The organism is Thermodesulfobacteriota bacterium, from assembly GCA_040757775.1.
Classification (GTDB): domain Bacteria; phylum Desulfobacterota; class UBA8473; order UBA8473; family UBA8473; genus UBA8473.
Map to the genome: position 1 here is coordinate 24,191 of JBFLWQ010000009.1, position 23,127 is coordinate 47,317.

Sequence of the window (23,127 nt, forward strand, 5' to 3'; positions counted from 1 at the left end):
AGCATCTCACTCGAATCCCTGCCCCCTTGATCCCTTAAACCCTCTTGATAGATACTCTTTCTGAATCATCTGCATATCTTCCCAGACAAACCGCTTGAAATTGGGGTTTCGGAGTAAGAAAGCAGGGTGATAAGTAGGAATGAGTTTAATCCCGCTATAACTGTGGAATCTCCCCCTCAGTTTAGAGATTTTTTCGTTCGTTTTAAGCAGGGTTTGCGCAGCAAATGTACCCAGGGCACATATAATCTCAGGCTTGATTGCCTGGATTTGTTTGGTTAAGAATGGCTCGCATGCCTTTATTTCATCCGGCTCAGGGTTTCTATTTCCGGGCGGACGGCACTTGATTATATTGGCTATATAAACCTCTTTTCGATTCAAATTTATTGCATTTATAATCCTTGTAAGTAGCTGACCAGCCTTACCTACGAAGGGTTCTCCTCTTATATCTTCATCCTGACCAGGCCCTTCTCCCACAAAGAGCAATTTGGCACTCTCGTTGCCTGTCCCAAAGACTATGTTTCTTCTGCCGGAATGGAGCTTACAGCGTTTACAACCAACAAGTTCTTCCCTGATAGCTTCCAAAATCATCAAATTGCCTGCCTGTCTGCCACAGGCAGATGCCGACAGGTCTTCACAAATTCCAATGCCTGAATCATGACTACTTAAAACTCTATGCTTGCCTGCGCTATCTGTCCTTTCAGGAAAGGTTGGGAACCCTTCGATGCCTATATCCTTTTGGTAATTCAGATATTCTCTAAGATCAAGTACGATTTCCCTGAAATCTTGAAGCAGACTTTTTTGACTAATCATTGCTGGTTCTTTTACTCAGGTTTTTTGATTTTTTAGTCTTAATTTTCACAACTCTGTCAAGTATCTTTTCAGCCACCTCTTCTTTGCTCATCAACGGCAATTCCTCTATCTTACCCTCTCTATCCAGTATCTTAACTATATTAGTATCGGACTCAAAGCCTGCCCCTTCCATACATACATCATTGGCTACAATCAAGTCGAGGTTTTTATTTTTTAGTTTACTTCTTGCATTGTTTATTAAGTCTTCTGTCTCAGCAGCAAACCCTACATGAATTCTATCCCCCTTTTTCTTCCCGATCTCTGACAGTATGTCCGGGGTTTCTTCCAATTCCAATATAAGATTTGCCCTTTCCCGTTTTATCTTTTCTGAACAGACTTCCTTGGCCTTATAGTCACCTACCGCAGCCGTCTTAATCACGATAGTGGAACCCTCCAGACTGTCAAGGACAGCGGCTCTCATCTCTAAAGCCGTCTTAACTGAAAAGAATTTTATGTTTTGAGGAACAGGCAACATAGAAGGACCACTTATTAAAGTAACTTCAGCGTCTCTTCTCCTGGCTACTCTGGCTACTGCATATCCCATCTTTCCTGTAGAGCGGTTAGTAATGAACCTTATGGGATCAATAAACTCTGTGGTTGGACCGGCAGTAACCAGAACCCTCTCTCCTGAAAGGTCCTTTTTAGATAGTATGGATTCCATTTCTTCAATAATATCATCAACCTCGGCTAACTTACCCTGCCCCTCTGTTCCACAGGCGAGCCCTCCATAAGCAGGTTCAACAAAGTGGCAGCCAAGAGACTTTAAAGTATTTATATTGCGTTGAACTGTATGATTCTCGTACATATTGGTATTCATTGCAGGTGCTATCAGGACAGGGGCTTTGGTTGCCATTACAGATGTTGACAGAAAGTCATCTCCTATACCACTTGAGATCTTTCCAATAATATTAGCAGTTGCCGGAGCAATAACAAAAATATCCGCCCACTGCGCTATAGCTATGTGTCCAATCTTCGAATCTTCCAGAAGGTCAAATAATCCTGTGATTACCCTATTGCCGGAGAGCGTCTGAAAAGTTAAAGGGGTAACAAACTCCTGAGCGCTTTTAGTCATTATTACATTGATCTCGGCATTAAGATTTACAAGCCTTCTTACCAGTTCCACCGCCTTATATACCGCTATACCCCCTGTAATACCCAGGACAATCTTTCTGTCTTTTAGCATGTAGTTCTCCTCCAAGTTTCCCAGAAGATTATAGCTCAATACTTGCTATTTAGGTTCTTCTACTGTTCCATGCAGGGGGCCAACTCTAACTTCGACTATGGTATTAAATGCCCTGTCGAATAAAGTGATTAAACAGCTCTTATCTTCTTTTTGAAAGTTCAGGATATAGCCTTTATACTTGAAGCTGTTTATAAAGACCCAGTTGTTTTTTTTCATATTTTCCTGAAAGAACGCTACCAGGGAAGAGACATCGATACGCCCCTTGAATACCAGAATCCCGGTTTTCAATGCGGATGTTTCGTAAATAAATGACTTCTCTTTATCCAGCGTAAGCTCCGGGGGAATAGATATATCCTCAAAATCATAGTATACCGGGAGAGACTGGGGCTTTAAAAGCTTTACATCAGTACTCTCCCCTGATGAACTTACATCTTTAAGTGTAGTGCCGCAGCCTGGAAGTAAAATCAGGCTGACAATCATTATAATTGCTGATATAAGAAGGGATAAATTACGTGTTATTAAATTATTTGAAGCATTTAAAAATCCGGTTCCTTTTTTATCCATATTATCCTCCTCTGTAATTATTGTTTTGGAGATTTGTATGATCGGCTTTTTGTCTTAAAGTAGCATGTATTTGTTGGCTTGTCAAAGAAAAACAACCCTCAGAATTGGCAGTAGGGTTAAGGTTGGTAGTATTTGAATTGACTGTATATAGAAAAGCATGGTAATTAGTAACTGGGAAGGATATCTATGAAAAAGGCAGCCATAAAATGCCCTCACTGCAAGAAAGATGCTGAAGTTCCAATGTCCCCCTTTTTAACGGTCGATATCATTATAGAATTGGAGAAGGGGATTGTCTTGATCAAGAGGAAGTATCCGCCAATTGCATGGGCATTGCCAGGGGGCTATGTTGACTACGGCGAGTCATTGGAGGACGCAGCAATAAGGGAGGCAAAAGAAGAAACCTCCCTCGATGTTGTTTTAAAGAGACAGCTGCATACCTATTCAGACCCACGGAGAGACTTGAGAAGTCATAATGTAACAACTGTTTATATCGCTTCGGCTGAGGGAAAACCAAAGGCTGATGATGATGCAAAAGAAGTTGGTGTGTTTACCAAAGAGACATTGCCAGAGGATTTGGCATTTGATCATGCTCAGATTTTGCAGGATTATTTCCAACTCCTTGCTTCTACAACATAGATGCATCCTGGAGTAGGTTTCTTGTTGTTTACCGTAAGAAAGTAACCCAATATGCACATGATTACAATTGTATTCATAGCGCTTGGATTAGCAATGGACGCCCTTGCTGTATCCATTGCAAGTGGGGGAGCAATAAGACATCTGACAGCCAATGGTGCCTTAAAGATTGCTGTATTTTTTGGATCATTCCAGGCGGTTATGCCGTTTATCGGGTGGTCAGCAGGGCTTGGCATGATAAATCTTGTTTCAGGTGTTGACCACTGGGTAGCCTTTGCGATTCTTTGTTTCATTGGCTGCAAGATGATTTATGAATCGAGAAAGATAGGGACAAAGGGAAGGAAAACTAACCCGCTGAATACTTCTGTTCTGCTGATGTTATCTGTTGCTACCAGTATCGATGCCCTTGCAGTTGGGGTAAGCTTTGGTCTCTTAAAGGTTTTCATTGTAACTCCAATAATAGTAATCGGAATGGTAACATTCCTGCTGTCGTTCATCGGTGTTTTTGTTGGAGATAAGTATGGGCATCTTTTTGAGAATAAAATTGAAATTATAGGAGGTGTTACCTTGATTTGTATCGGGATGAAAATACTTTTGGAACACTTAGTTCTGTGACTCGTACAATCTATACGCCTGACAAAAGAAACAATAAATATCATCAGTATCGCTTTTTTTCTTTCTCAATACTCTTTCTTGATATTATCTATTATTTCTTCCGCCTTTTTTGTTTCTTCATCAAAAACCATGACTTCTCCCCAGCCTAACTGAGGGGTGAAGAGACCATTGTATGCAGTATCCCTGAATTCCCTGACAATAAATGTAATACCCTCTTTTTCGAGGGCATCGCTAATCACGTCTGCCTCAAATCTGTTTTCTAATACGCACACCCTGGAGAGCTTGTATAATTTCTTCAATTCAGCATCTTCAGCATCTTTTCTCTTAAGGTACTCATTCTCACCTGCGAGCCTGATATTACAGTCGCTGCACATATCGGCTTCATCAAAATACTCCGAACCGCAATCAGGGCAATACTTCACAAGAGTTACTCCTTTATCATGCCTTCCACAATCCTTATCTCATCTTCACTCAGTCCATAGATTTTAAAAATGGACTTATTCTACAGGCTCACACCCGAACTGTGCGGCGCGGCTGTTTTGCGTCCGCACCAGTGAAAGGTTATGATTTCCCCTTTTTTGTTAATGTTTTTATGTCAAGTTCATCTTTTTCTCTTCCTGTCGCCATTTTGTTTCTGATGAACTTTTCTAAAGATATAACTGGTATTTTTAAACCTTCAATTTCAACAATAATTTTATCTTCATCAGCTTCTTCATATGTAACCCCATCAATCTTCGTGATGATGTCAATTCTACGAGGAATCACACCGATCTGGAAAATAATTCCTTCAGTTGAAAATTCATCGATTTGAATTTGACCAAGAGGAACGCCAAATCGTGCTAATGCTTTGTATAATTTCTTTGAATTTATTTTATTGGGTTTTACCCAAATATCGATATCCCCGGTAGCTCTCGGATATCCATGAGTTCCTAAAGCATATGCACCGACAATCATGAAATCAACTTGTTCTTCTAACAATAGTCGCAACATCTCTTTGTAATCTTCGTTTAGCATCTTGCCCTCTCACAAATGCCCAATTATCCTTCGTGATTTCCCAAATCATTGAGATTAATTCATTCTTTTCCGCTTGAACATGTCCATCATCTGTATCTTCACTCATATTAATTTTCTTTACCAATTTTCTATTCATGCTCATCTTAAAATTTCTCCAGTGTTTATTAAAAATTCATTGCAATAATATACGTAATACTTAATTACCCTGCTGACACACATTACTATTGGAAAAATATGTGTAATTTTATACTTATTGATAATGGAAGTCAAAGATTATTCAGGAAGGTATAGGAATGACTCCCGCATTTGATTTAAATGTTCTTCATAATAGCGGTAAGTCTGGCATAATAAGTGCTAATAACCCATTTGAGAGGTTTGCAGCCTTTCAGGTTTTCTGCTGCCTTACAAAAACACCTTACAAAAACAATTTGACAATGAGGGGTCGTCCAGGTATTATAATGGGCAATCTTGAATCAGCAAGTAAGCTGCCCAATTTGTCATTGCGAATCCGCCAGAGGCGGATGAGGCAATCTCATAACGTGTTAATTACCAAAGAGATTGCCACGGCGTGTAGACGCCTCGCAATGACTGAAAGCGAGTTTTTCAAAGGTCTCGATAAATGTTATGATAAAGAAGATTATTGCCACCAGTATACCCTGTTCTCTTCTAATAGTTCTCATCCTGATATCTCATGCCTTCGCAGATGCTGGCGAAAGGGAGTATCAGGAAGCTTATCAGGCATTCAAATCTCTCGAAATTTCAAAAGTAAAGAGAATATCAAGGACTAACTGGATCTATTGCGCCAGAAAATTTAAAAATATCTATAAAAAATATCCAAAGGCTTCGAGGGCTGGTGATGCCATGTACATGGAGGGAAAGGTCTATCAATCTCTATACGGCTATTCAGCTAGAGGGGCTGATCTTGATGAAGCAGCACAGCTTTATCAAAAAATGATGGAAAGTTACCCGAAGAGTAAACTGGCAGACGATGCCCAGTTCAGGATCGCTGAGATTTATGAGAAATACAAGAATGATAAATCAAAGGCATATATTGAATACTCTAAGGTTATCTCTAACTTTCCAAAGGGTAACGTAACGCGGAAGGCAGGAATAAGCCTGGATAGACTCAAACAGTTCAAACCAACTATTGTATCTAAAAAATCGTCGCTGTCCAAAGGCGAGGGTACAATAAAAGATACCAGAAAAGAAGACGAAATCACATCGTCTCTGCCTAAAGGTGAGAATACAGTAAAAAGCACTAAAAAAGAAGAGGAAATTACATCATCCCTGTCTAAAGGTGAAGACTCTGGACTCGTTACTGATATAAGATATTGGTCTAATCCAAACTATACCAGAATTGTTATTAATATAGACAAGAAGGTTTCCTATTACAATCGCCTCTTGAAGGGAGACCCTTCAATCCAAAAGCCTAAACGTTTGTATATCGACCTCTTCAATACCAGGATCAGCCCAAAATTAAATCAGCCAATTCCCATTCAAGACGGCCTTTTGAAGATGGTCCGAGCCGGACAGTATACGAAGGACTGTGTGCGTGTGGTGCTGGATATTGAGAGTATTAAAAGCTATAAGATACTTCCCATGGAGGACCCCTTTCGAATAGTCATTGATGTAATAGGACAGGGCTCCGCATCAAGGGAAGAACATCTGACGCCGGGGGATACCAAATCACTGTCTTTAAGCCGACAACTGGGCCTTGGTATTGGTAAGATCGTTATCGATCCGGGACATGGGGGGCATGATCCTGGTGCAATCGGACCTTCCGGGCTTAGAGAGAAGGATGTGGTTTTAGAGATCGCCAGGAAACTGGAGGGTATAATCAGGGGGAAATTGGGTTGTGAAGTGGTCTTAACCAGAAAAGATGACAGGTTCATTCCCCTGGAGGAGAGGACTGCTATTGCTAATACCCAGAAGGCAGACCTGTTTATATCCATTCATGCCAATGCAAGTCCCAATAAAGATGCCCATGGTATTGAAACCTACTTTTTGAACTTTTCAGCGGACGAAGAGGCAATGAAGGTGGCAGCCAGAGAAAACGCTACATCCACCAAGAAGATGAGTGATCTTAAGGCGATATTACGGGACCTTATGCTGAACTCAAAGATCAATGAATCCAGCGTCCTTGCTGGACATATTCAGAAGTCTTTAACAGGGAGACTCAAAACTGAATATTCAGATATTAGAGACCTCGGGGTTAAACAGGCTCCCTTCTATGTGCTCATCGGTGCTGAAATGCCAAGTATCCTGGTGGAGGTTTCCTTTATCAGCAATAAGATAGAAGAAGAGAGGCTTAAGGATATTGAATACCTTGAAAGACTGGCATCTTCTATATTCACAGGCATCAGAGGATATATTGACGGGATAAAGGTTGCCGCATACTGATTTGCTCCGTCGGGAAAAATCCATTGACACAGGACGATAAATTAAATAGGATTAATGTATATTCAATAACTAGGAGAAATGGGTGAATAACATAGCAGCATTACTCAGTTATATTGTTCCTGGATATTTAGACAGGGCTTTAAAAGGAGGGGTAGGCGATATAGTTCTCAATGCTGGTCCCATGGTCCAGTTTGTTTTAATGATTTTACTATCCTTCTCTATAGTGTCCTGGGCTATAATCTTTTCAAAATTCAGATTGTTACGCCGAGCAGATCGAGAATCTAAAAAGTTTCTGGAGTTTTTCTGGAAGAACAAAAAACTCCTCACCATCTTTGGAGAGTCAAAGAAGATTGAGGGCAGTCCAATCGCAGAAGTATTCCGAGCCGGGTATGTTGAATTGAGCAAACTGAACAAGGCTAAGTCTGATTCAGCAGTGAGAGGGACCCCCGGTGATGTTACCTCAATAAGTACGGAACTGGGAGGGGTTGACAATATCAGCAGGGCATTGAACCAGGCAGTAACCTCCGAAACAAACAAGTTAGAGAGGGCACTTCCGTTTTTAGCGACCACTGGAAATACCTCTCCCTTCATAGGGCTCTTTGGAACGGTATGGGGTATAATGGATGCATTTAAGGGTATAGGGATTAAGGGGTCTGCCAGTTTAGCCGTTGTTGCACCAGGTATATCCGAGGCATTAATAGCCACAGCTGCAGGGTTAGCCGCTGCTATACCTGCAGTTGTAGCATACAATTATTATCTCAACAAAATCAGGATATTAACCTCGGATATGGAAAATTTTTCTTCGGAGTTTCTCAATATAATAGAGAGGCATCTCTTTAGAAAAGTAGATTAAATAACTTTTCCGGGAAGACCTATGAATCATCAAACAAGCGATAGACGATTCTTATCTGAAATAAATGTAACACCTCTGGTTGACGTGATGTTGGTACTTTTGATAATCTTTATGGTGACTGCTCCAATGTTACAACAGGGTATTGATGTGAATCTCCCTCAGGTTGCTGCAAAAGATATCCCTGCTAAAGAGGAAAAATTGGTTTTGACTATTACCAAAAAGGGAGAAATATATATAAACGAGCACCCTGTTGAATTGTCCAGATTAAAAGAAAATTTAGAAAGGATATATGAAAACAGAGTTAATAAAGAGATATTTCTGAAGGCTGACGAAACAGTACCTTATGGCTTTGTTGTGAAGACTATGTCTGAAATTAAGGAGGCGGGAATTGAAAAATTGGGTATGATAACCAAACCCCCGGAAGAAGAGAGGTAAGCCTTTTGAACAGTAACACTATTAATAATGGCGCCTCTTCAATAGGGTTGGAGAAGATGATTATACCATCAATTTTTCTTCACCTGGCTGTTATAGCCTTTGTAATTACGGCTCCAGCCTTATACATTGAGAGAGCCTCTCCCCCCCGGATATATATGGTTAATTTGGTCTCTGCCCCCTCAGAAAAGCCATTGGGATTAGGGGAACAGGAGACAGACAGAGAGGTTGAAAAGATCGAATCTATTGAGAAGATTACTCCTGCACCCATCAGAAAGATAGCTAAAGAAGTCCCTGCTGCACCTCTAAAAAAGAGGGTTATAAGAGAAGATAGCTTTACCAAAAAGGTCTCCCCTGATGAAATAAAAGACAGAGAATTAAACAAGAAGATAGATGAGGCTATAAACCGGTTAAAAGAGGAGGATAGAGACTCAAACAGGAAGATAGAGGAGGCTATAAGCAGGATAAAAAGGGATGCCTCTGTTCAAGGAAATGTGACAGCCGAAACTAATACCCCGAAAGGGGGAGGCGTTATAGCCTCAGGAATAACGGGACTGCGATTTAAAATCTATTACACTATAATCTGGGGCAAAATAAAGGAGAGTTGGGTGCTTCCAGAAGGCCTTATAAAAAATAAAGAAGGATTGGAGGCTGTTATATCTTTTAAGATTCTAAGAGACGGGGAAATAAAGGATATTAAATTTGAAAAAACTTCAGGAAATGCTTATTTTGATAAGTCTGTACTAAGGGCTGTAGAAAAGGCCAATCCTCTTCCATCCTTACCCGTAGAACACAAAGGGGGTTACCTCGATATAGGGGTTAGATTCCATTCGTCTGAGTTATAGTCAACTGCCCCGATAGGATCGGGGCTAAAACTAAGGGCTTGGGAGTTTAAGGATGCAGGGGGGCAAGGAAGATTTTTTTAATGAAAAAAACAGGTTACATTTTTATTATATTTATATGTGTACTTTTTTTTAGTCCTGCCCTTTCTCATACGAAGACATACATTGATATAGATTCTCCTTCATTCAGAAGGTTCCCGATAGCCATAACCTATTTCAAGGATCTTAGAGGGAAAGACAACAAAGGGGATATATCAAAAGAGATATTTGAAGTATTGACTCAAGATCTGGAAATTTCTGGACTTTTTACTATTATGGATCTTTCCCTCTTTATAGAATCTCCTGGAGGTTCTAAATCCGGCAATGATAATAAAATCAATTTTAGGGATTGGTCTGTAATTGGAGCTGAAGCTCTGGTGAAAGGCAGCTTTCGTTTTGATAATGGTAATCTGGAGATAGATGCTAAACTGTATGACGTATTCCAGTGCCGGCTTCTTCTGGGTAAGAGGTATGTAGGCAAGAGGCAAGACCTCAGGAAGATGATACACAGGTTTTGCAATGAGATTTTACTGAGTTTTACCGGTGAGAAAGGGGTCTTTGATACAAAGATAGCCTTTGTTTCAGATGAATCGGGTCATAAAGAGATTTATATTGTTGATTTTGATGGGTATAATATGATAGAGATTACCAATCATAAATCTATTGCCCTTTCACCCACCTGGTCCCCCAACGGTAAAATGGTTGCTTTTACATCATACAAAAATGGGAATCCTGATCTCTATGTTAAGGACCTTATTAACAATAGGGAGGATGTAATTTCCCATTACAAAGGCTTGAATATAGCTCCTGCCTGGTCTCCGGATGGGGGTAAACTGGCGGTGACCTTAAGCGTAGAGGGAAACCCTGAAATATATGTGCTTAATAAAGATGGAAAGAGGCTCAAACGTTTGACAAATGATTGGGGAATAGATGTTTCACCCACCTGGTCCCCGGACGGGAAAGAAATCGCCTTCGTCTCCAACCGATCAGGGAATCCAGATATTTACGTTATGGATTCTCAAGGGGAAAATGTGAAGAGGCTTACCTTCCAGACGAACTACAGTGCTTCTCCAAAATGGTCTCCAAAGGGAGACAAAATTGCATTTTCTTCTTTAGCAGAGGGACACTTTGATATATATACAATGAATCCCGATGGAACGGATGTTAAAAGACTTACATTAAACTCAGGGGATAATGAATACCCATCGTGGTCTCCCAATGGGAGATTTTTAACCTTTACCTCTACCAGAGGGGGAAATAAAAGGATATATATAATGAGGGCTGATGGAAGTGGGCAAAGGCAGGTTGGGGCATTCAAGGGGAACCAGTTGAATCCATGCTGGTCCCCCAGATTTCAGTGATATGTATAAGATGGTTTTTGTTTCTTTAATTAAAAAAAGGGGGTAATAAAAAATGGTTAAAAGGTTATCAGTTTATTTGTTGATTTTTAGTTTGACGTTTTCCCTTTCCTTATTTTTAAATGCCTGCTCAAAAAAGGTTCTGCGGGAAGGGGAAGGGATTGAGAAGAAAGAGGAAGCAGCAGCCAAGGCAGAGGAAAAAGTTCTTCCAAAGGAAGAACTAAAGGAAGAACCAAAGGAAGAACCAAAGGTTTCCCAGCCTCTGAAATCAGAGGAGGACGATAATGCCGCAAGAGAGGCACAGCTGAAAGAAGAAGAGCTTAAAAAAGAGAGAGAAAGAGAGGAAGCCGCGAGTAGAGAAGAGGCTGCCAAGAGAGAAGATGCCGCCAAAAGAGAAGAGACTGCCAAGAGAGAAGCAGCACTTAGAGAAGATTTTGAGAATGCGGACATTCACTTCGATTTTGACAAATTCTCCCTCACCAATGAAGCAAGAGAGATATTGGCAAAAAAGACTTCCTGGCTCCAGGGTCATACTAATTTGAAAATTAAGATTGAAGGGCACTGTGATGAACGAGGGTCAAATGAGTATAACATGGCATTGGGGGAAAGAAGAGCGGACAGTGCCATGAAGTACCTGGTCACTGCTGGAGTTGAGGCTTCCAGGATTTCCACTATAAGTTATGGCGAGGAGAAACCCCTGGATCCAGGGCACAATGAAGATGCATGGGCAAAAAATAGAAGGGCGCACTTTAAAATAGTTTCAGAGTAACCCTCTTACTGAGGAGGTGAGGGGTAACCCTTAAAGTTCCTCCGCAAGGGTTCCATTCCTGGCTCATCTGTGAGGATATGGTCTTGGTTAGTAATGTATGTAAATCCCTGTTATTTCCATCATGGGTGCCGATTTTATTTTCGATTTCGGTATGCCTTATATTCTTCTTGAATGGATGCGCTTCTAAAAAGGATGTTGTTGGACTTCAATATGATTTAAACGGCTTAAACGCGCAGATCTCTGGTTTAAGAAAGGATTTAAAAAAGGATACTGAACAGTCTCTTGACCTGCTGAAGAAAAATGAGGAAAAAATACGGGAAATTGAGGATAGAATTGCAGGACTCAAAGGTAATATTAAAGAAATTGAGAGTAGAATTGCAGGGTTCGAAGGTAATATTAAGGAATCTATAAGCCCTGTGAGGAAGAATCAAGCTGATGCAGGCGCAAGGCTGGATAACTTACAGGTTCAGCTTCGATCTTTGGGAGGAAAGATTGAAGAGTATGGTTATCTTTTAGATAAACAAAACAGAGAAAATACCTCTTTAAAGAGGGGGTATGAATCTGAAATAAAGACCATTGAAGCAAAATTGTCTGGATTGGAGAAGCGTATCCTTTTTCTGGAGGGATTTTTTATCTCTGAAAGCATTCCTTCTGCTGGAGAGGCTCCCTCTAAGGAGGGAACTTCCGAACAGAGTGAGGAGAAAGAGACAACCGAAAGTAAGAAACCAACCAGTGAGGAATTGTACCAGAAGGCGTACAATGACTTTAAGAAAGGGGATATAACTACCGCCAGAATGGGGTTTCGAAAATATCTAAGGGTGTTTCCTGATACCGAGTATTCCGATAACGCCCAGTACTGGATTGCGGAGTCCTTCTTTATAGAAAAAAAGTACAGAGAGGCTATACTGGAATTTGAAGAAGTTTTAAGGAAATATCCCAAGGGTAACAAGGCTCCCAGTGCCCTATTAAAACAGGGTCTGGCATTTTATATGTTGGGAGATAAAACCAGTGCCGGGCTGCTATTCGAAAAGGTCATCAAGGATCATCCAGGCTCTAATGAGGCTAAAGTAGCTAAGAAAGAGCTGGAAAAATTGAATTAAGAATGTTCAGCGGTCAGCAATCAGGTAACTAACTAAAATCCCTGATTATCTGACATTCAACAGCATATAGATTCCAATCAGCAAGAAGATAAAATTGGATATCCATGCAGAAATTATGGGTGGGAGAGTACCGTTGTGTCCTAAGGAAAGAGCAATTGACAGTATAATCCAATAAGCAAAGCTTATTATTATGCTAATCCCAATCCCCCTAATAATTCCTCTCTCCCTTCCTGTTCTTATAGCAAAGGGTACCCCGAGAAGCGGCATTATAATACCCGCAAAAGGGAAAGCCAGCTTTGCATGCATGTCAACCTGATATTTTGTAGCATCGTAGCCTTCGGCTCTAATCTTTTTAATATAGCTTTTAAGTTCAGCGTAACTCATCTCATCGGCACTCTTTTCTACAATCTTAAAGTCATCAGGTGTCTCTGGGATAGAAATTATTTTTTCATGCCACCTTTCCATTCCGACTTCTCCTCCATTCTCAAAGCTTCTGGAAGAAACGTCATAGAAGTACCATTTCTTATTGAGCCATCTAGCTGTATTTGCATCTATGCGCCTAATCAAATTGAAATCTTTGTCAAAATAATAGATGGTTATACCTTTTAGGGTGTTTTTTTGGGGATCGAATATGTTTATATTGTAAATGGAGCTGTTGCTTCGGTACAAAATCCTGTTTTGTTTAAAAGAACCACGTGGGTTCTTTTTTTCTAATCCTGTACTTTCAATATATTTGATCCTCTGGTTTGTATAGGGTAAAATAGACTCGTTGCCTACCAGAGATCCAATACTGACCAGCAGGGATATCCCTATGATAGGAGTAATAATTCTATATATGTTTACCCCGCTTGTCATAATAGCTATAATTTCGCTGTTTTTAGACAGTATCCCTAAGGTTATTATAGAGGAAAGCAGAGTAGCAACAGGGGCGACCTGAACCATTATAAGGGGAATCTTAAATACGAAAAATTCAATAGTTGTAGAGAAAGAGACTCCCTGCTTAATAAAGTCATTTATATTCTCAAGAACGTCAACTATAAGATAAATAACAACAAAAGCGCTTATACTCAAGAGAAATATCTTTAATGATTCTCTACCGATATATCTGTTTAAGATGGTCAACTGCAAGCCTCCATCTACACATACAACATACAACTGATAACTGATAACTGATAACTGATAACTGATAACTGATAACTGATAACTGATAACTGATAACTGATACTATAAGAGTTTTATCGTATAATATAAATCGATTCTTGTAAATTGTTTTTTCTCCATGGTTTACCCTTGTAATTTGGGCTTGTTGCTGGTATCTTTAAAAACATCACTAGAAAACAAACCCTTGAAACCTCGAATCCTAGACTCCTTCCTCCCAACTGATTGGGAGAAGAACCAGAATCTTTACCACCTTCCTTATTAAGTGGGAGACTGTTATTCAATGCCATCGAATTGTATTGAGCGCATAGTTCTTATAATACTGGATAGTGTTGGCATTGGTGAGCTGCCAGATGCTCTGGATTACGGTGATGTTGGAAGCAATACCCTTAAAAATATTGCTGAGGAATTGGGAGGATTGAATCTCCCAAATTTAGAGTCTATGGGATTGGGATTGATAGAGGATATAAAGGGATTAAAAAACAACGTAGTACCCACGGCCTTTTATGGAAAGATGTCAGAGAGGTCTAAGGGAAAGGACTCCACTACAGGCCATTGGGAGCTAGCCGGTGTGATTCTGGATAACCCTTTCCCGGTATTCCCAAATGGGTTTCCCGAGGAGATTATAGAAAAATTTAAGGAGGCAACAGGGCTGGATGTCATTGGAAATTTTACCGCCTCAGGCACAGAGATCATTAAATACCTGGGCGAGGAGCATTTAAACACAGGAAAACCTATAATATATACTTCATCGGATAGTGTATTTCAGATAGCTGCCCATGAGGACATAATCCCTCTGAGTAGACTCTATGAGATATGTCAGGTAACCAGGGAGATACTGAATCCTTATGGTATATTAAGGGTAATAGCCCGTCCCTTTATTGGCAAACCTGGTAGTTTTAAAAGAACAAGGGCAAGAAAAGATTACTCAATCCCTCCTCCCGGTAATACGATCTTAGATGTCCTAAAAGAGGCCGGATTGCCAGTGATAGGTGTAGGCAAAATCAGTGACATATTTGCAGGCAGAGGATTGAGTCTAACAATCCCTACCGAAAACAACCTTGATGGAATAATAAGGACCATTAAAGCGATAAAATGTACGAACAAGGGGCTGATCTTTACAAACCTGATCGACTTCGATATGATATGGGGGCATAGAAAAGATGTTAAAGGATATGCTGACGGACTGAAAGAATTTGATAACAACCTTCCTGAAATTTTGGGCTTGCTAACCGATGGTGATCTTCTGATTATTACTGCTGATCATGGATGTGACCCCACAACCCCGGGTACAGATCATTCCAGAGAGTACATTCCTCTGCTGGTGTTTAACCCATCCTGTCCTGAAGGAAGAGATTTAGGTGTCAGGCATACCTTTGCCGATGTAGGACAGACCATAGCCTCAGCCTTTGGTGTGAATTCCCTTGAGAATGGAACGAGTTTTTTAAAAGAAGTCGCATGTTGACAGACTCTTGAGGTTAAGGGGGAAGAGGGAATTCTACCTAATAAAAAACCTTGACCAATTATCACTATTTGTTATAAGGTACAATGAAGTATATTGTATTCTGAATTGTATTATCCTCTGGAGGTCAATTCTTGAGTAATAACCCCTTTAAGTTCAAGCTGTTAGTGAAAAAGGGCGAATCCATAGAGAAATCTGTCTATAAATTCTTGAGGAAGGCTGTATTTTCCGGTTACTTTCAACCAGGCGAAAGGCTGATAGAGGCATCATTAGCAGAAAGGCTAAATGTAAGCCGAACCCCCCTGAGGGAGGCTATAAAGCGGCTGGAGACTGAGGGGCTTGTGAAGATAATCCCCAATAAAGGGGCAGCAGTATTAAAATCATCCCCTGAAGAGATAGAGGAGATGTTTTTTATTGTTGGAGTACTTGAGGGGCTTGCTGCCTATCTGGCTATGGAGAACATCTCAAAAGAAGATGTGGATAGAATGAGAGAAATAGAGTCCATCTTGGAGGATAAGGAATGCCAGATGGACTACGAGAAATGGCTCAAGTTAAATAATGAATTCCATAATATTTTTATTTCAGTGTGTAAAAAGTCTCTTCTTGTACATTTATTGAGCCAGAAGAGAGGACCTCTGGCGAGATACTGGTATTTAGGCTGTACAAGTCCTGGGGTGCTGGAATCATGTATATTTGCCCATAGAAATATCCTGGAGGCTTTTTCTGAAAGGGATGCGGAATCTGCAAGGAGAGCCGTAGAGGAACATCTATTTCAGGTGGGGAAATTAACGAAAAGGCTTTTGGAGAAGCTCTTCGTGGTTTAATTAGAAATTTTGGAAAAGCAAAGGAGGTAGCATCTTATGGAAGGTTTAATGAATGAGTTTGTTAAGTACACATCGGATCCTTACGCGAGCGTTTCACAGTGGAGAGAGGCGAATAAAAAAAAGGTTATTGGCATCTTTCCGATGTGGATACCTGAGGAGATAATACATGCCGCCGGTATGCTTCCTGTGGTTATGTGGAGAAGTAATGAGGCTATCACGTGGGGATACAAACATGTACCTCCCTACAACTGCCCGATGAATAAGAGTGTGGTGGATGATGCAGTCAAAGGGAAGTTGAAGTTCATGGACGGCATGGTTTTCTTGAGGGAATGTTTACAATCCCAGGAGGTTCCGTACATTGTTGAAAAGAATGCATGTCCTCCGTTCGAGGAGTATCTCTATTTCCCACCGATATATCATGGAGACAGGGCATCGAAGGACTTAACCCGGGAAGAGCTTGAAAAGCTTAGACGAGGCATTGAGGAGTTCGGTGGGGGAAAGATCACGGATGACAGATTAAAAGAGAGCATCAGCATATATAACAGAAATCGTTCCTTACTAAGGAAGCTTTACGATATAAGAAGGCAGAAGCCGGGGATTTTGAGGGCAAGAGATATTCTAAGGATAGTATGGTCGAGCATGCTGATGCCGAAAGAGGATCACAACAAATTACTCGCAAACCTCTTATCAGGGCTTGAGAAAAATGGATACAAACCGACAAAAGGGAAAAAGGTCTTTCTCTCAGGATGTCTATGCATCCATCCCCAGCTTGAGCTGCTGGACATGATAGAAGATCTTGGAATGATCGTTGTAGATGATGACATATATGTTGGATACAGATACTTTGCAAACGACGCAGAGATAACAGATGATCCGATAGGAGCTTTGGTAGAACGCCACTTTATTAAGACGCCTGTAGACCCGGCAAGGGGTGAGATCGAGCTGCACTGGGGAGATGAGTTGGTAAATAAAGCGAAGAAACTCAAGGCAGACGGCATCATCACCTTATTGACCAAATACTGTCCTCCTCATCTCTGTTATTATCCTGATATTAAAGAGAAGTTGGCAGATGCCGGTATACCTGAGGTCCTTATTGAGATAGAGCATGAAATTATCTCTTTAGAGGGAATTAAAACAAGGCTGCAATCATTCAAAGAAATGATAGGAGGTGTTTAAAGATGGGGATTGAATATAAACTGAACAGACTTGATACTTCAGGGGTAGGTCCCCTGGTTGACAGACATTGGAGAGAGCTTAGAGAAGCAAAGGAAAGGGGACAGAAAATTGCGTGGGGTTCTGGACCCATGTTTATATATTCGTATGCCACTCCCAACATATCATCCCATTTCATGGCAGGGTATGCAGCTTATTGCGGGGGAAGAGGGATGGCAGATGAGGTGCTTGAAGCTGCGGAGAGATACGGGGAGCTCAGGGATACCTGTTCTTATCATCGCCTTCATACCGGGATGGCGGCAATCATAATGAAGGGATGGCCCATAAGCGACGAAAGGGTAATACTCCCTATTCCGGATTTATTGATTGCGGGACGTTTTTGTACCGAGATGTCTCATTATATGGAGGGAATTAACCGGAGATTTGGGATAAGGGCTTTAACGATAGAGCTGCCGGTGTGTCGCAAGAGTGAGGATCGGCCGAGGATGGAGAAGTATGTAACAGCGCAGGTGAAGGATATTCTCATACCGGCTATAGAAGATGTAAGTGGCAGTAAATTTAATGAAGAGAATATGAGGGAGATCTTCAGAAAATGGAAAGATGCCTGTCTGATTCGTAACAAATGCTGGGAATTTTTGAAGAGGAAACCGGCCCTCTGGACGATGTGGGATTATGGTGTCAGCATAGCACCCATATTCTATGCTATGGGGAAACCTGAGAGCTTAGAATACTATCAAAATCTGTTAAAACAACTGGAAGATAGGGCAGAAAAGAATATCCCCGCGGTTCATCCTAACGGGGAGAAATATCGCCTCTACTGGGATGGGTGGCTTCCCTGGGCATTTCTGGGGAAGTTCATTCGCTTGATGGTTCCTCACGGGGCTATCCCGGTGACAGGAAGGTATCCATGGGAGTTTTTCCCGCATCCTGAGGATATAAACCCGGAAGCCGATGATATTGTCTATGAATGGATCAGGCTGCTCTATACCAGTCCTAACGCATTAGCATATCATGATGGGCCGTGGGGAGGGGAAGAGCACATTGAGAAGCTTATACAGGAGTATTCGGTTGACGGCATGCTATTCTTTTCATCGAAGACATGCCGGCTCTGGAACCTGGGACAGCAGGACATCATAAGCAGGATCGATAGAAAGTACGGCATACCCGGGGTTGTCATCGATGGGGATATGATCGACTCTACTATGGTTTCGGATGACCAGATAAGAACGAGAATCGAAGCCTTGCTGGAAACCATCGATTCCAGAAGGAGATAAGCTCTCGCTGAAAGGAGGGAAACAATGGCTGTTTGTTTTGATCTGACAACGGAGCAGGAAGAAATTAAACGACAGGCAGGAGAATTTGGTAAGAGAGAAGTTGCACCCATAGCTGCTGAGATTGACGAAAAGGACGAAATGCCCTGGGGACTGATAAAAAAGATGGGGCAGCCCCCCCATAGATATATGGCAATGTATATACCAAAGGAGTACGATGGTACTGCATGGCCTGTATTGGACATATGCATAGCTGCTGAGGAGATCACATATGCCTCTCAGTCTGCTATGGCTGGAATGCTTATGGAGGCACCGGGCCTCGCACCGACGACTATCCTGGCTGGAGGCAACGAAGAGCAGAAGAAAAAGTATGTAGCACCTGTAGCCAGGGGGGAGGCATTTGGTGCCTTTGGTCTTACCGAGCCCGGCGTGGGTTCTGATGCGAGTGCCCTTGAAACCGTTGCCGAGATGAAAAATGGCAAGTATGTTCTCAATGGGAGAAAGAGGTATATGAGCTTTGCTCATGCTGCAGATTGGGGGGTAGTTATGGCAAAGACTGACCCTTCCAGGGGGGCAAGGGGTATCAGTGCATTTGTGATAGAAAAGGGGACACCCGGCTATTCAGTTATAGAAAAGGTTCCGACTATGGGATGCAGAGGGCATCAGGATGAAGAGGTGCTACTTAAGGACTGTGTACTTCCGAAGGAACAGCTGGTTGGTGAAGAAGGGAAGGGGCTGAAGTACGCCCTGTCCACCCTTGATGAGACCAGGACCACGCTGGCTGCGGGTTTTATTGGGCTGACGAGAGCAGCCCTTGAAGAGGCTGTTAAATACGCTAAGAGCAGACATGCCTTTGGTCACCCTATAGGTGAGTATCAGATGGTCAGCTTTTCCCTTGGTGACATTGCTACTGAGATTGAGGCAGCCCGACTCCTAGTTTACAAGGCGGCAATACTCGCTGACAGGAAGGTGAAACACAGCGCCGAGACCGCATCCGCCAAGGCATTTGCATCCCAACTACTTCTGAAGGCTACTAATATGTCAGTAGAGGTTCATGGAGGTTTTGGCTGCACAAAACGTCACCCTGTAGAACGTATGTTCAGGGATGCAAGGACTTGGGTCTTTGCTCAGGGAGCCCCCTATGTGCAAAGACTGGTAAATGCAAGAAGCCTATTTCCTGAATTGACTATAAGATAAACGTTACTACTCAGACACAAAGTGGCAAAGGCACATAGGAAGAAAGCAGAGCAGTGTCGTTTCGTTGTTTTTTTCCTACTTTGTGCCTTTGGTGCTCTGTGCCTACCTGAATAGTTACAGATAAACAGGTTACCACCCCCACCCTCCCCTCCCCCTTCAAGGGGGAGGGTTTGGGAAGGGGTAAAAGAAAGGGATATAGTATGGAAAGGGCACTGAGTAGGATTGCAGAGGTGACATCAGATCCCTATGGGTATGTTGCTGGACTCAAGGAGCGTAAGAATAAGAAAATTATTGGATGTTTCCCGATGCACGTTCCTGAAGAGATAGTCCACGCAGCCGGTCTTGTTCCTGTCGTCATATGGAGAGGTAACGAACCTGTAACCTGGGGACACGCCCATGTACCACCATATGACTGTGGTATTACAAGAAGCTTTGTTGATGATGCAGTGAGAGGAAAACTGGGTTTTATGGACGGGATGGTATTCCATATAAGACAATGCTTGCAGGCTGGAGAGTTTCCCTTTATTATGGAGAGACATTTTAAACCTGCCTACCAAAAGGTTTTATACCTTCCTGCTATCTATCCCGGCGATCCCACAAGGGATTTTGCACTAAAAGAATTAGAATCTTTCAAGACATCGTTAGAGGATTTCACTGGCAAAATGATAAGCGACGATAGTCTTAAGAAGAGTATTGAAATATACAATAAGAACCGCACCCTTATGGAAAGGGTCTATGAAATACGACGGGCAAAGCCCGAGATATTAAAGGCAAAAGAGACTATGCAGATTGTATGGTCGGGCATGCTGATGCCAAAAGAAGACCACAATGAATTGCTGACAGAGCTTATTTCTGGGATGGAAGAAAAGAGTGTAACACCTCAAAAAGAAAGGATTAAGGTTATCCCTGTCGGCTGTCTCTGCCAGACCCTTCAATTTGACATCCTTGACCTGATAGAGGATCTGGGGATGATTATCCCTGATGATGATCTCTACGTCGGCTCAAGATACTTTGCAAATAAAATCAATCTGAATGGTAATCCAATAAATGCCCTTGCTGATCGTTATCTTACCAAAACCCCTCTCTGTCCTACCAAAGGGGTTTGGGATATCCACTGGGGCGATGAGGCAATAAAGAAAATGAGGGATAATGATGCCAGGGGTATTATCAGTGTTCGGGTAAAGTACTGTCCTCCTCACACCTGTTATTATCCTGATTTCAGAAGCAAGATGGCGGAAGAGGGTGTGCCTGAGGTAATGATAGAGATGGAACATGAGATTATCTCTCTGGAAGGTGTAAAGACCAGGTTGCAGTCGTTTGCTGAGACAATAAGAGGTGTATGATGGATGCAAACTATAAGGTAAACCGGCTTCAAACAACGAATGAGATAAGACCACTAGTAGATAAACACTGGGCTGACCTGAGAACAGCCAAGGAGAGAGGAGAGTTGGTGGCATGGGCATCGGGTCCCACATTCATATTCGCCTATGCAATGGGTATGAAATGCCACTTTATGGCCGGTTATGCCGCATACTGTGGGGGCATAGGAGCAGGGGAAGAGGTATTAAAGGTAGCAGAGATGGCAGGAGACCTTCCCGAAACATGCTCATATCATCGGCTTCACATGGGGATGGGTGAAGCCGTAGCCAGAGGGATACCCATAAATTCACAGGCGATACTCCCGATGCCTGATTTGATGGTAGCAGGTCGGCTCTGTCCTGAAATGTCCCATTATGCTGAAGGGCTTCATCGAAGATTTGGAGTTCGAGTTTTGCCTATTGACCTTCCGGCTGTTGTAGATATAGAAGACATGCTCAGAATGAGAGAATTTGTTTACAGGCAATTTAAAGAGGTTGTTATACCGACCTTTGAAGAGGTATGCGGGAAACCCTTCGATTATGATCGAATGAGTGAGATTTTAAGTGTACTCAAAAAAGTAGCTACACTCAGAAATCAGTGTTGGGAATTTTTTAAGGATAAACCGTCTCGTTGGACACTCTGGGACTATGGTGTAAGTATTGCACCTGTTTTCTATCTGATGGGGAATACGGCAGGTATTGCCTATTACGAAAAACTCCTGCAAGAGTTACAAGAGCGGAGAGAAAAGGGTATCCCTGCAATAGCCCCGGATGGAGAGAAATACCGGCTATATTGGGATGGGTGGCTTCCCTGGGCATTTTTAGGCAAATTTATGCGCAAATTTATCCCTCATGGTGCTGTTTGTCTCTGTGGAAGATACCCATGGGAGTTTTTCCCTCATCCGGAACTGATTGACCCTGAACATCCGGTTGAGACCTGGGCAGACCTTTATTATGGAATGGAAAGCCACCTGGTTTATACCTTTTCTCCCAAGGGAACAATAGACTTGATAGGTAAGTTGATTGATGATTACTCCCTTGACGGATTGCTCATGTTTTCCTCCAAAACATGCAGGGTAATGAACCTTTCTCAACCGGAGGTAATAGATGTATTGGATAAAAAATATGGGATTCCTGGGGTAATTGTTGAAGGAGACATGATTGATTCAGCTATGATTTCAGATGCTCAGATAGAGACAAGGCTTCAGGCATTATACGAGATGATAGATTCAAGAAGAAGGTAAGAGAATGGCTATAGTGGCGGGGGTAGATGTGGGTTCCCTCTGTACCAAGACGGTGATATTGGATGGAGATGGGGAAATCCTGTCATACGACATTATGCGGAGCGGGCACTACTATAAGGGTGCCGCTGAGGAGTCCATAGAGAATGCCCTTAAGTCCGCTGGTCTGAAAAAAGACGATATAAGCTACATATTGGGGACAGGTTATGGAAGAGGGGCTGTTGCTCATGCCGATGCTGAGGTTACTGAAATAACATGCCATGCACGGGGAGCTGTAAGGCTTTTCCCCGAAGTTCATACAGTCATTGATATTGGCGGTCAGGACAGCAAGGTAATAGGAATTGGTGACAACAGTAGAGTGACCAACTTTGTTATGAACGACAAATGTGCTGCCGGAACAGGTCGGTTCTTAGAGGTAATGGCACTGGCTCTGTCAGTTGATATTGGAGAGATGGGCGATTTGTTCTTTGCCTCTAAGGAGAAGGTAGATGTAAGCAGCATGTGTACTGTCTTTGCTGAATCAGAGGTCATATCCCTCTTTGCCCGTGGTCATAAGAAGGCCGATATTGCAGCAGGTATAGCCCATGCTATTGCCAGGCGCATCATGGGTATGGTAGGGCAGGTGGGTTTGAGGGAAAAAGTGGTTATGTCAGGAGGGGTTGCGAAGAACGCAGGGGTTGTGCGTGCTATTGAAGAGAAGATAGAAACCAGACTCCTTGTCCCTCAGGAGCCGCAGATAGTTGGTGCCTTCGGAGCTGCAATTATTGCTTCCGAGCGGATATAGATAGTGTC

24 protein-coding genes are annotated in these 23,127 nt (G+C 42.2%); 17 read left to right on the forward strand and 7 right to left on the reverse strand.

The window, feature by feature from the left end:
* Positions 1–6: 6 nt before the first annotated feature.
* The 3 genes from AB1401_07335 to AB1401_07345 are packed head-to-tail and all read right to left on the reverse strand — an operon-like array spanning position 7 to position 2,596.
* Complete coding sequence (locus AB1401_07335) at positions 7–810, reverse strand: uracil-DNA glycosylase (GenBank protein MEW6615260.1); 804 nt, start codon at positions 808–810, stop codon at positions 7–9.
* Entirely contained in the window at positions 803–2,032 is a 1,230-nt protein-coding gene (gene coaBC, locus AB1401_07340; protein ID MEW6615261.1) for a bifunctional phosphopantothenoylcysteine decarboxylase/phosphopantothenate--cysteine ligase CoaBC, read from the reverse strand. Before coaBC ends, AB1401_07335 begins: the two co-directional genes overlap by 8 nt.
* Positions 2,033–2,077: 45 nt before the next feature.
* Positions 2,078–2,596: a hypothetical protein gene (locus tag AB1401_07345; GenBank protein ID MEW6615262.1), complete on the reverse strand. Its 519-nt coding sequence runs from the start codon at positions 2,594–2,596 to the stop codon at positions 2,078–2,080.
* Positions 2,597–2,782: 186 nt separating this feature from the next.
* Between AB1401_07345 and AB1401_07350 the strand changes: the two genes are divergently transcribed.
* Positions 2,783–3,232: an NUDIX hydrolase gene (locus AB1401_07350; GenBank protein ID MEW6615263.1), complete on the forward strand. Its 450-nt coding sequence runs from the start codon at positions 2,783–2,785 to the stop codon at positions 3,230–3,232.
* Positions 3,233–3,283: 51 nt separating this feature from the next.
* Positions 3,284–3,844: a manganese efflux pump MntP family protein gene (locus AB1401_07355; GenBank protein ID MEW6615264.1), complete on the forward strand. Its 561-nt coding sequence runs from the start codon at positions 3,284–3,286 to the stop codon at positions 3,842–3,844.
* Positions 3,845–3,909: 65 nt separating this feature from the next.
* Here the strand turns inward: AB1401_07355 and AB1401_07360 are convergent, their stop codons facing one another.
* The 3 genes from AB1401_07360 to AB1401_07370 all read right to left on the reverse strand — a co-directional run bounded on the left by AB1401_07360 (position 3,910) and on the right by AB1401_07370 (position 5,000).
* Positions 3,910–4,266, reverse strand: coding sequence for a DUF2007 domain-containing protein (locus tag AB1401_07360; GenBank protein ID MEW6615265.1), 357 nt, complete (start codon positions 4,264–4,266; stop codon positions 3,910–3,912).
* A 139-nt stretch (positions 4,267–4,405) separates the two neighbouring features.
* The gene (locus tag AB1401_07365; GenBank protein ID MEW6615266.1) at positions 4,406–4,822 is read right to left on the reverse strand and encodes a nucleotidyltransferase; all 417 of its coding nucleotides are present in this window, start codon (positions 4,820–4,822) and stop codon (positions 4,406–4,408) included.
* A complete protein-coding gene (locus AB1401_07370) occupies positions 4,803–5,000 on the reverse strand; it encodes a hypothetical protein (GenBank protein ID MEW6615267.1) in 198 nt (65 codons plus the stop codon). Before AB1401_07370 ends, AB1401_07365 begins: the two co-directional genes overlap by 20 nt.
* 482 nt (positions 5,001–5,482) lie before the next feature.
* Between AB1401_07370 and AB1401_07375 the strand changes: the two genes are divergently transcribed.
* The 7 genes from AB1401_07375 (at position 5,483) to ybgF (ending at position 12,651) form a co-directional block, all read left to right on the forward strand.
* Positions 5,483–7,258, forward strand: coding sequence for an N-acetylmuramoyl-L-alanine amidase (locus tag AB1401_07375; GenBank protein MEW6615268.1), 1,776 nt, complete (start codon positions 5,483–5,485; stop codon positions 7,256–7,258).
* Positions 7,259–7,340: 82 nt separating this feature from the next.
* Entirely contained in the window at positions 7,341–8,111 is a 771-nt protein-coding gene (tolQ, locus tag AB1401_07380; GenBank protein ID MEW6615269.1) for a protein TolQ, read from the forward strand.
* A gap of 21 nt (positions 8,112–8,132) precedes the next feature.
* Positions 8,133–8,546, forward strand: coding sequence for a protein TolR (tolR, locus tag AB1401_07385; GenBank protein ID MEW6615270.1), 414 nt, complete (start codon positions 8,133–8,135; stop codon positions 8,544–8,546).
* A 5-nt stretch (positions 8,547–8,551) separates the two neighbouring features.
* Positions 8,552–9,388 (forward strand): TonB family protein, encoded by an 837-nt coding sequence (locus tag AB1401_07390; protein ID MEW6615271.1) that lies wholly within the window; start codon positions 8,552–8,554, stop codon positions 9,386–9,388.
* 80 nt (positions 9,389–9,468) lie between these two features.
* Positions 9,469–10,785 carry a Tol-Pal system beta propeller repeat protein TolB gene (gene tolB, locus AB1401_07395; GenBank protein MEW6615272.1) on the forward strand — a complete coding sequence of 439 codons (1,317 nt, stop codon included), beginning with the start codon at positions 9,469–9,471 and terminating at the stop codon, positions 10,783–10,785.
* A gap of 52 nt (positions 10,786–10,837) precedes the next feature.
* Positions 10,838–11,551: a peptidoglycan-associated lipoprotein Pal gene (pal, locus tag AB1401_07400; GenBank protein ID MEW6615273.1), complete on the forward strand. Its 714-nt coding sequence runs from the start codon at positions 10,838–10,840 to the stop codon at positions 11,549–11,551.
* A gap of 83 nt (positions 11,552–11,634) precedes the next feature.
* Positions 11,635–12,651 (forward strand): tol-pal system protein YbgF, encoded by a 1,017-nt coding sequence (ybgF, locus tag AB1401_07405; GenBank protein MEW6615274.1) that lies wholly within the window; start codon positions 11,635–11,637, stop codon positions 12,649–12,651.
* 45 nt (positions 12,652–12,696) lie between these two features.
* On the opposite strand, the gene lptG is transcribed toward ybgF, so the two are convergent.
* The gene (gene lptG, locus AB1401_07410; GenBank protein MEW6615275.1) at positions 12,697–13,773 is read right to left on the reverse strand and encodes an LPS export ABC transporter permease LptG; all 1,077 of its coding nucleotides are present in this window, start codon (positions 13,771–13,773) and stop codon (positions 12,697–12,699) included.
* 319 nt (positions 13,774–14,092) lie between these two features.
* Between lptG and AB1401_07415 the strand changes: the two genes are divergently transcribed.
* The 8 genes from AB1401_07415 to AB1401_07450 all read left to right on the forward strand — a co-directional run bounded on the left by AB1401_07415 (position 14,093) and on the right by AB1401_07450 (position 23,119).
* Positions 14,093–15,274: a phosphopentomutase gene (locus AB1401_07415; GenBank protein ID MEW6615276.1), complete on the forward strand. Its 1,182-nt coding sequence runs from the start codon at positions 14,093–14,095 to the stop codon at positions 15,272–15,274.
* 131 nt (positions 15,275–15,405) lie between these two features.
* Positions 15,406–16,095 (forward strand): GntR family transcriptional regulator, encoded by a 690-nt coding sequence (locus tag AB1401_07420; GenBank protein MEW6615277.1) that lies wholly within the window; start codon positions 15,406–15,408, stop codon positions 16,093–16,095.
* A 36-nt stretch (positions 16,096–16,131) separates the two neighbouring features.
* The gene (locus tag AB1401_07425; protein ID MEW6615278.1) at positions 16,132–17,271 is read left to right on the forward strand and encodes a 2-hydroxyacyl-CoA dehydratase family protein; all 1,140 of its coding nucleotides are present in this window, start codon (positions 16,132–16,134) and stop codon (positions 17,269–17,271) included.
* A gap of 2 nt (positions 17,272–17,273) precedes the next feature.
* Positions 17,274–18,542 carry a 2-hydroxyacyl-CoA dehydratase family protein gene (locus tag AB1401_07430; GenBank protein ID MEW6615279.1) on the forward strand — a complete coding sequence of 423 codons (1,269 nt, stop codon included), beginning with the start codon at positions 17,274–17,276 and terminating at the stop codon, positions 18,540–18,542.
* A 24-nt stretch (positions 18,543–18,566) separates the two neighbouring features.
* Positions 18,567–19,736 carry an acyl-CoA dehydrogenase family protein gene (locus AB1401_07435; GenBank protein ID MEW6615280.1) on the forward strand — a complete coding sequence of 390 codons (1,170 nt, stop codon included), beginning with the start codon at positions 18,567–18,569 and terminating at the stop codon, positions 19,734–19,736.
* 170 nt (positions 19,737–19,906) lie between these two features.
* Complete coding sequence (locus AB1401_07440) at positions 19,907–21,079, forward strand: 2-hydroxyacyl-CoA dehydratase family protein (GenBank protein MEW6615281.1); 1,173 nt, start codon at positions 19,907–19,909, stop codon at positions 21,077–21,079.
* Entirely contained in the window at positions 21,079–22,338 is a 1,260-nt protein-coding gene (locus AB1401_07445) for a 2-hydroxyacyl-CoA dehydratase family protein (protein ID MEW6615282.1), read from the forward strand. Before AB1401_07440 ends, AB1401_07445 begins: the two co-directional genes overlap by 1 nt.
* A 4-nt stretch (positions 22,339–22,342) precedes the next feature.
* Positions 22,343–23,119, forward strand: coding sequence for an acyl-CoA dehydratase activase (locus AB1401_07450; protein ID MEW6615283.1), 777 nt, complete (start codon positions 22,343–22,345; stop codon positions 23,117–23,119).
* The last annotated feature ends 8 nt before the right edge of the window (positions 23,120–23,127 follow it).

Bases quoted from the DNA above. Each gene is read 5' to 3' on its own strand.
- AB1401_07335 (MEW6615260.1), bottom strand. From the start codon at position 810: ATGATTAGTCAAAAAAGTCTGCTTCAAGATTTCAGGGAAATCGTACTT.
- AB1401_07345 (MEW6615262.1), bottom strand. From the start codon at position 2,596: ATGGATAAAAAAGGAACCGGATTTTTAAATGCTTCAAATAATTTAATA.
- AB1401_07450 (MEW6615283.1), top strand. From the start codon at position 22,343: ATGGCTATAGTGGCGGGGGTAGATGTGGGTTCCCTCTGTACCAAGACG.
- AB1401_07415 (MEW6615276.1), top strand. From the start codon at position 14,093: ATGCCATCGAATTGTATTGAGCGCATAGTTCTTATAATACTGGATAGT.
- AB1401_07375 (MEW6615268.1), top strand. From the start codon at position 5,483: ATGATAAAGAAGATTATTGCCACCAGTATACCCTGTTCTCTTCTAATA.
- pal (MEW6615273.1), top strand. From the start codon at position 10,838: ATGGTTAAAAGGTTATCAGTTTATTTGTTGATTTTTAGTTTGACGTTT.
- AB1401_07445 (MEW6615282.1), top strand. From the start codon at position 21,079: ATGGATGCAAACTATAAGGTAAACCGGCTTCAAACAACGAATGAGATA.
- tolR (MEW6615270.1), top strand. From the start codon at position 8,133: ATGAATCATCAAACAAGCGATAGACGATTCTTATCTGAAATAAATGTA.
- tolB (MEW6615272.1), top strand. From the start codon at position 9,469: ATGAAAAAAACAGGTTACATTTTTATTATATTTATATGTGTACTTTTT.
- coaBC (MEW6615261.1), bottom strand. From the start codon at position 2,032: ATGCTAAAAGACAGAAAGATTGTCCTGGGTATTACAGGGGGTATAGCG.
- AB1401_07350 (MEW6615263.1), top strand. From the start codon at position 2,783: ATGAAAAAGGCAGCCATAAAATGCCCTCACTGCAAGAAAGATGCTGAA.
- AB1401_07370 (MEW6615267.1), bottom strand. From the start codon at position 5,000: ATGAGCATGAATAGAAAATTGGTAAAGAAAATTAATATGAGTGAAGAT.
- AB1401_07430 (MEW6615279.1), top strand. From the start codon at position 17,274: ATGGGGATTGAATATAAACTGAACAGACTTGATACTTCAGGGGTAGGT.
- AB1401_07425 (MEW6615278.1), top strand. From the start codon at position 16,132: ATGGAAGGTTTAATGAATGAGTTTGTTAAGTACACATCGGATCCTTAC.
- AB1401_07435 (MEW6615280.1), top strand. From the start codon at position 18,567: ATGGCTGTTTGTTTTGATCTGACAACGGAGCAGGAAGAAATTAAACGA.
- AB1401_07355 (MEW6615264.1), top strand. From the start codon at position 3,284: ATGCACATGATTACAATTGTATTCATAGCGCTTGGATTAGCAATGGAC.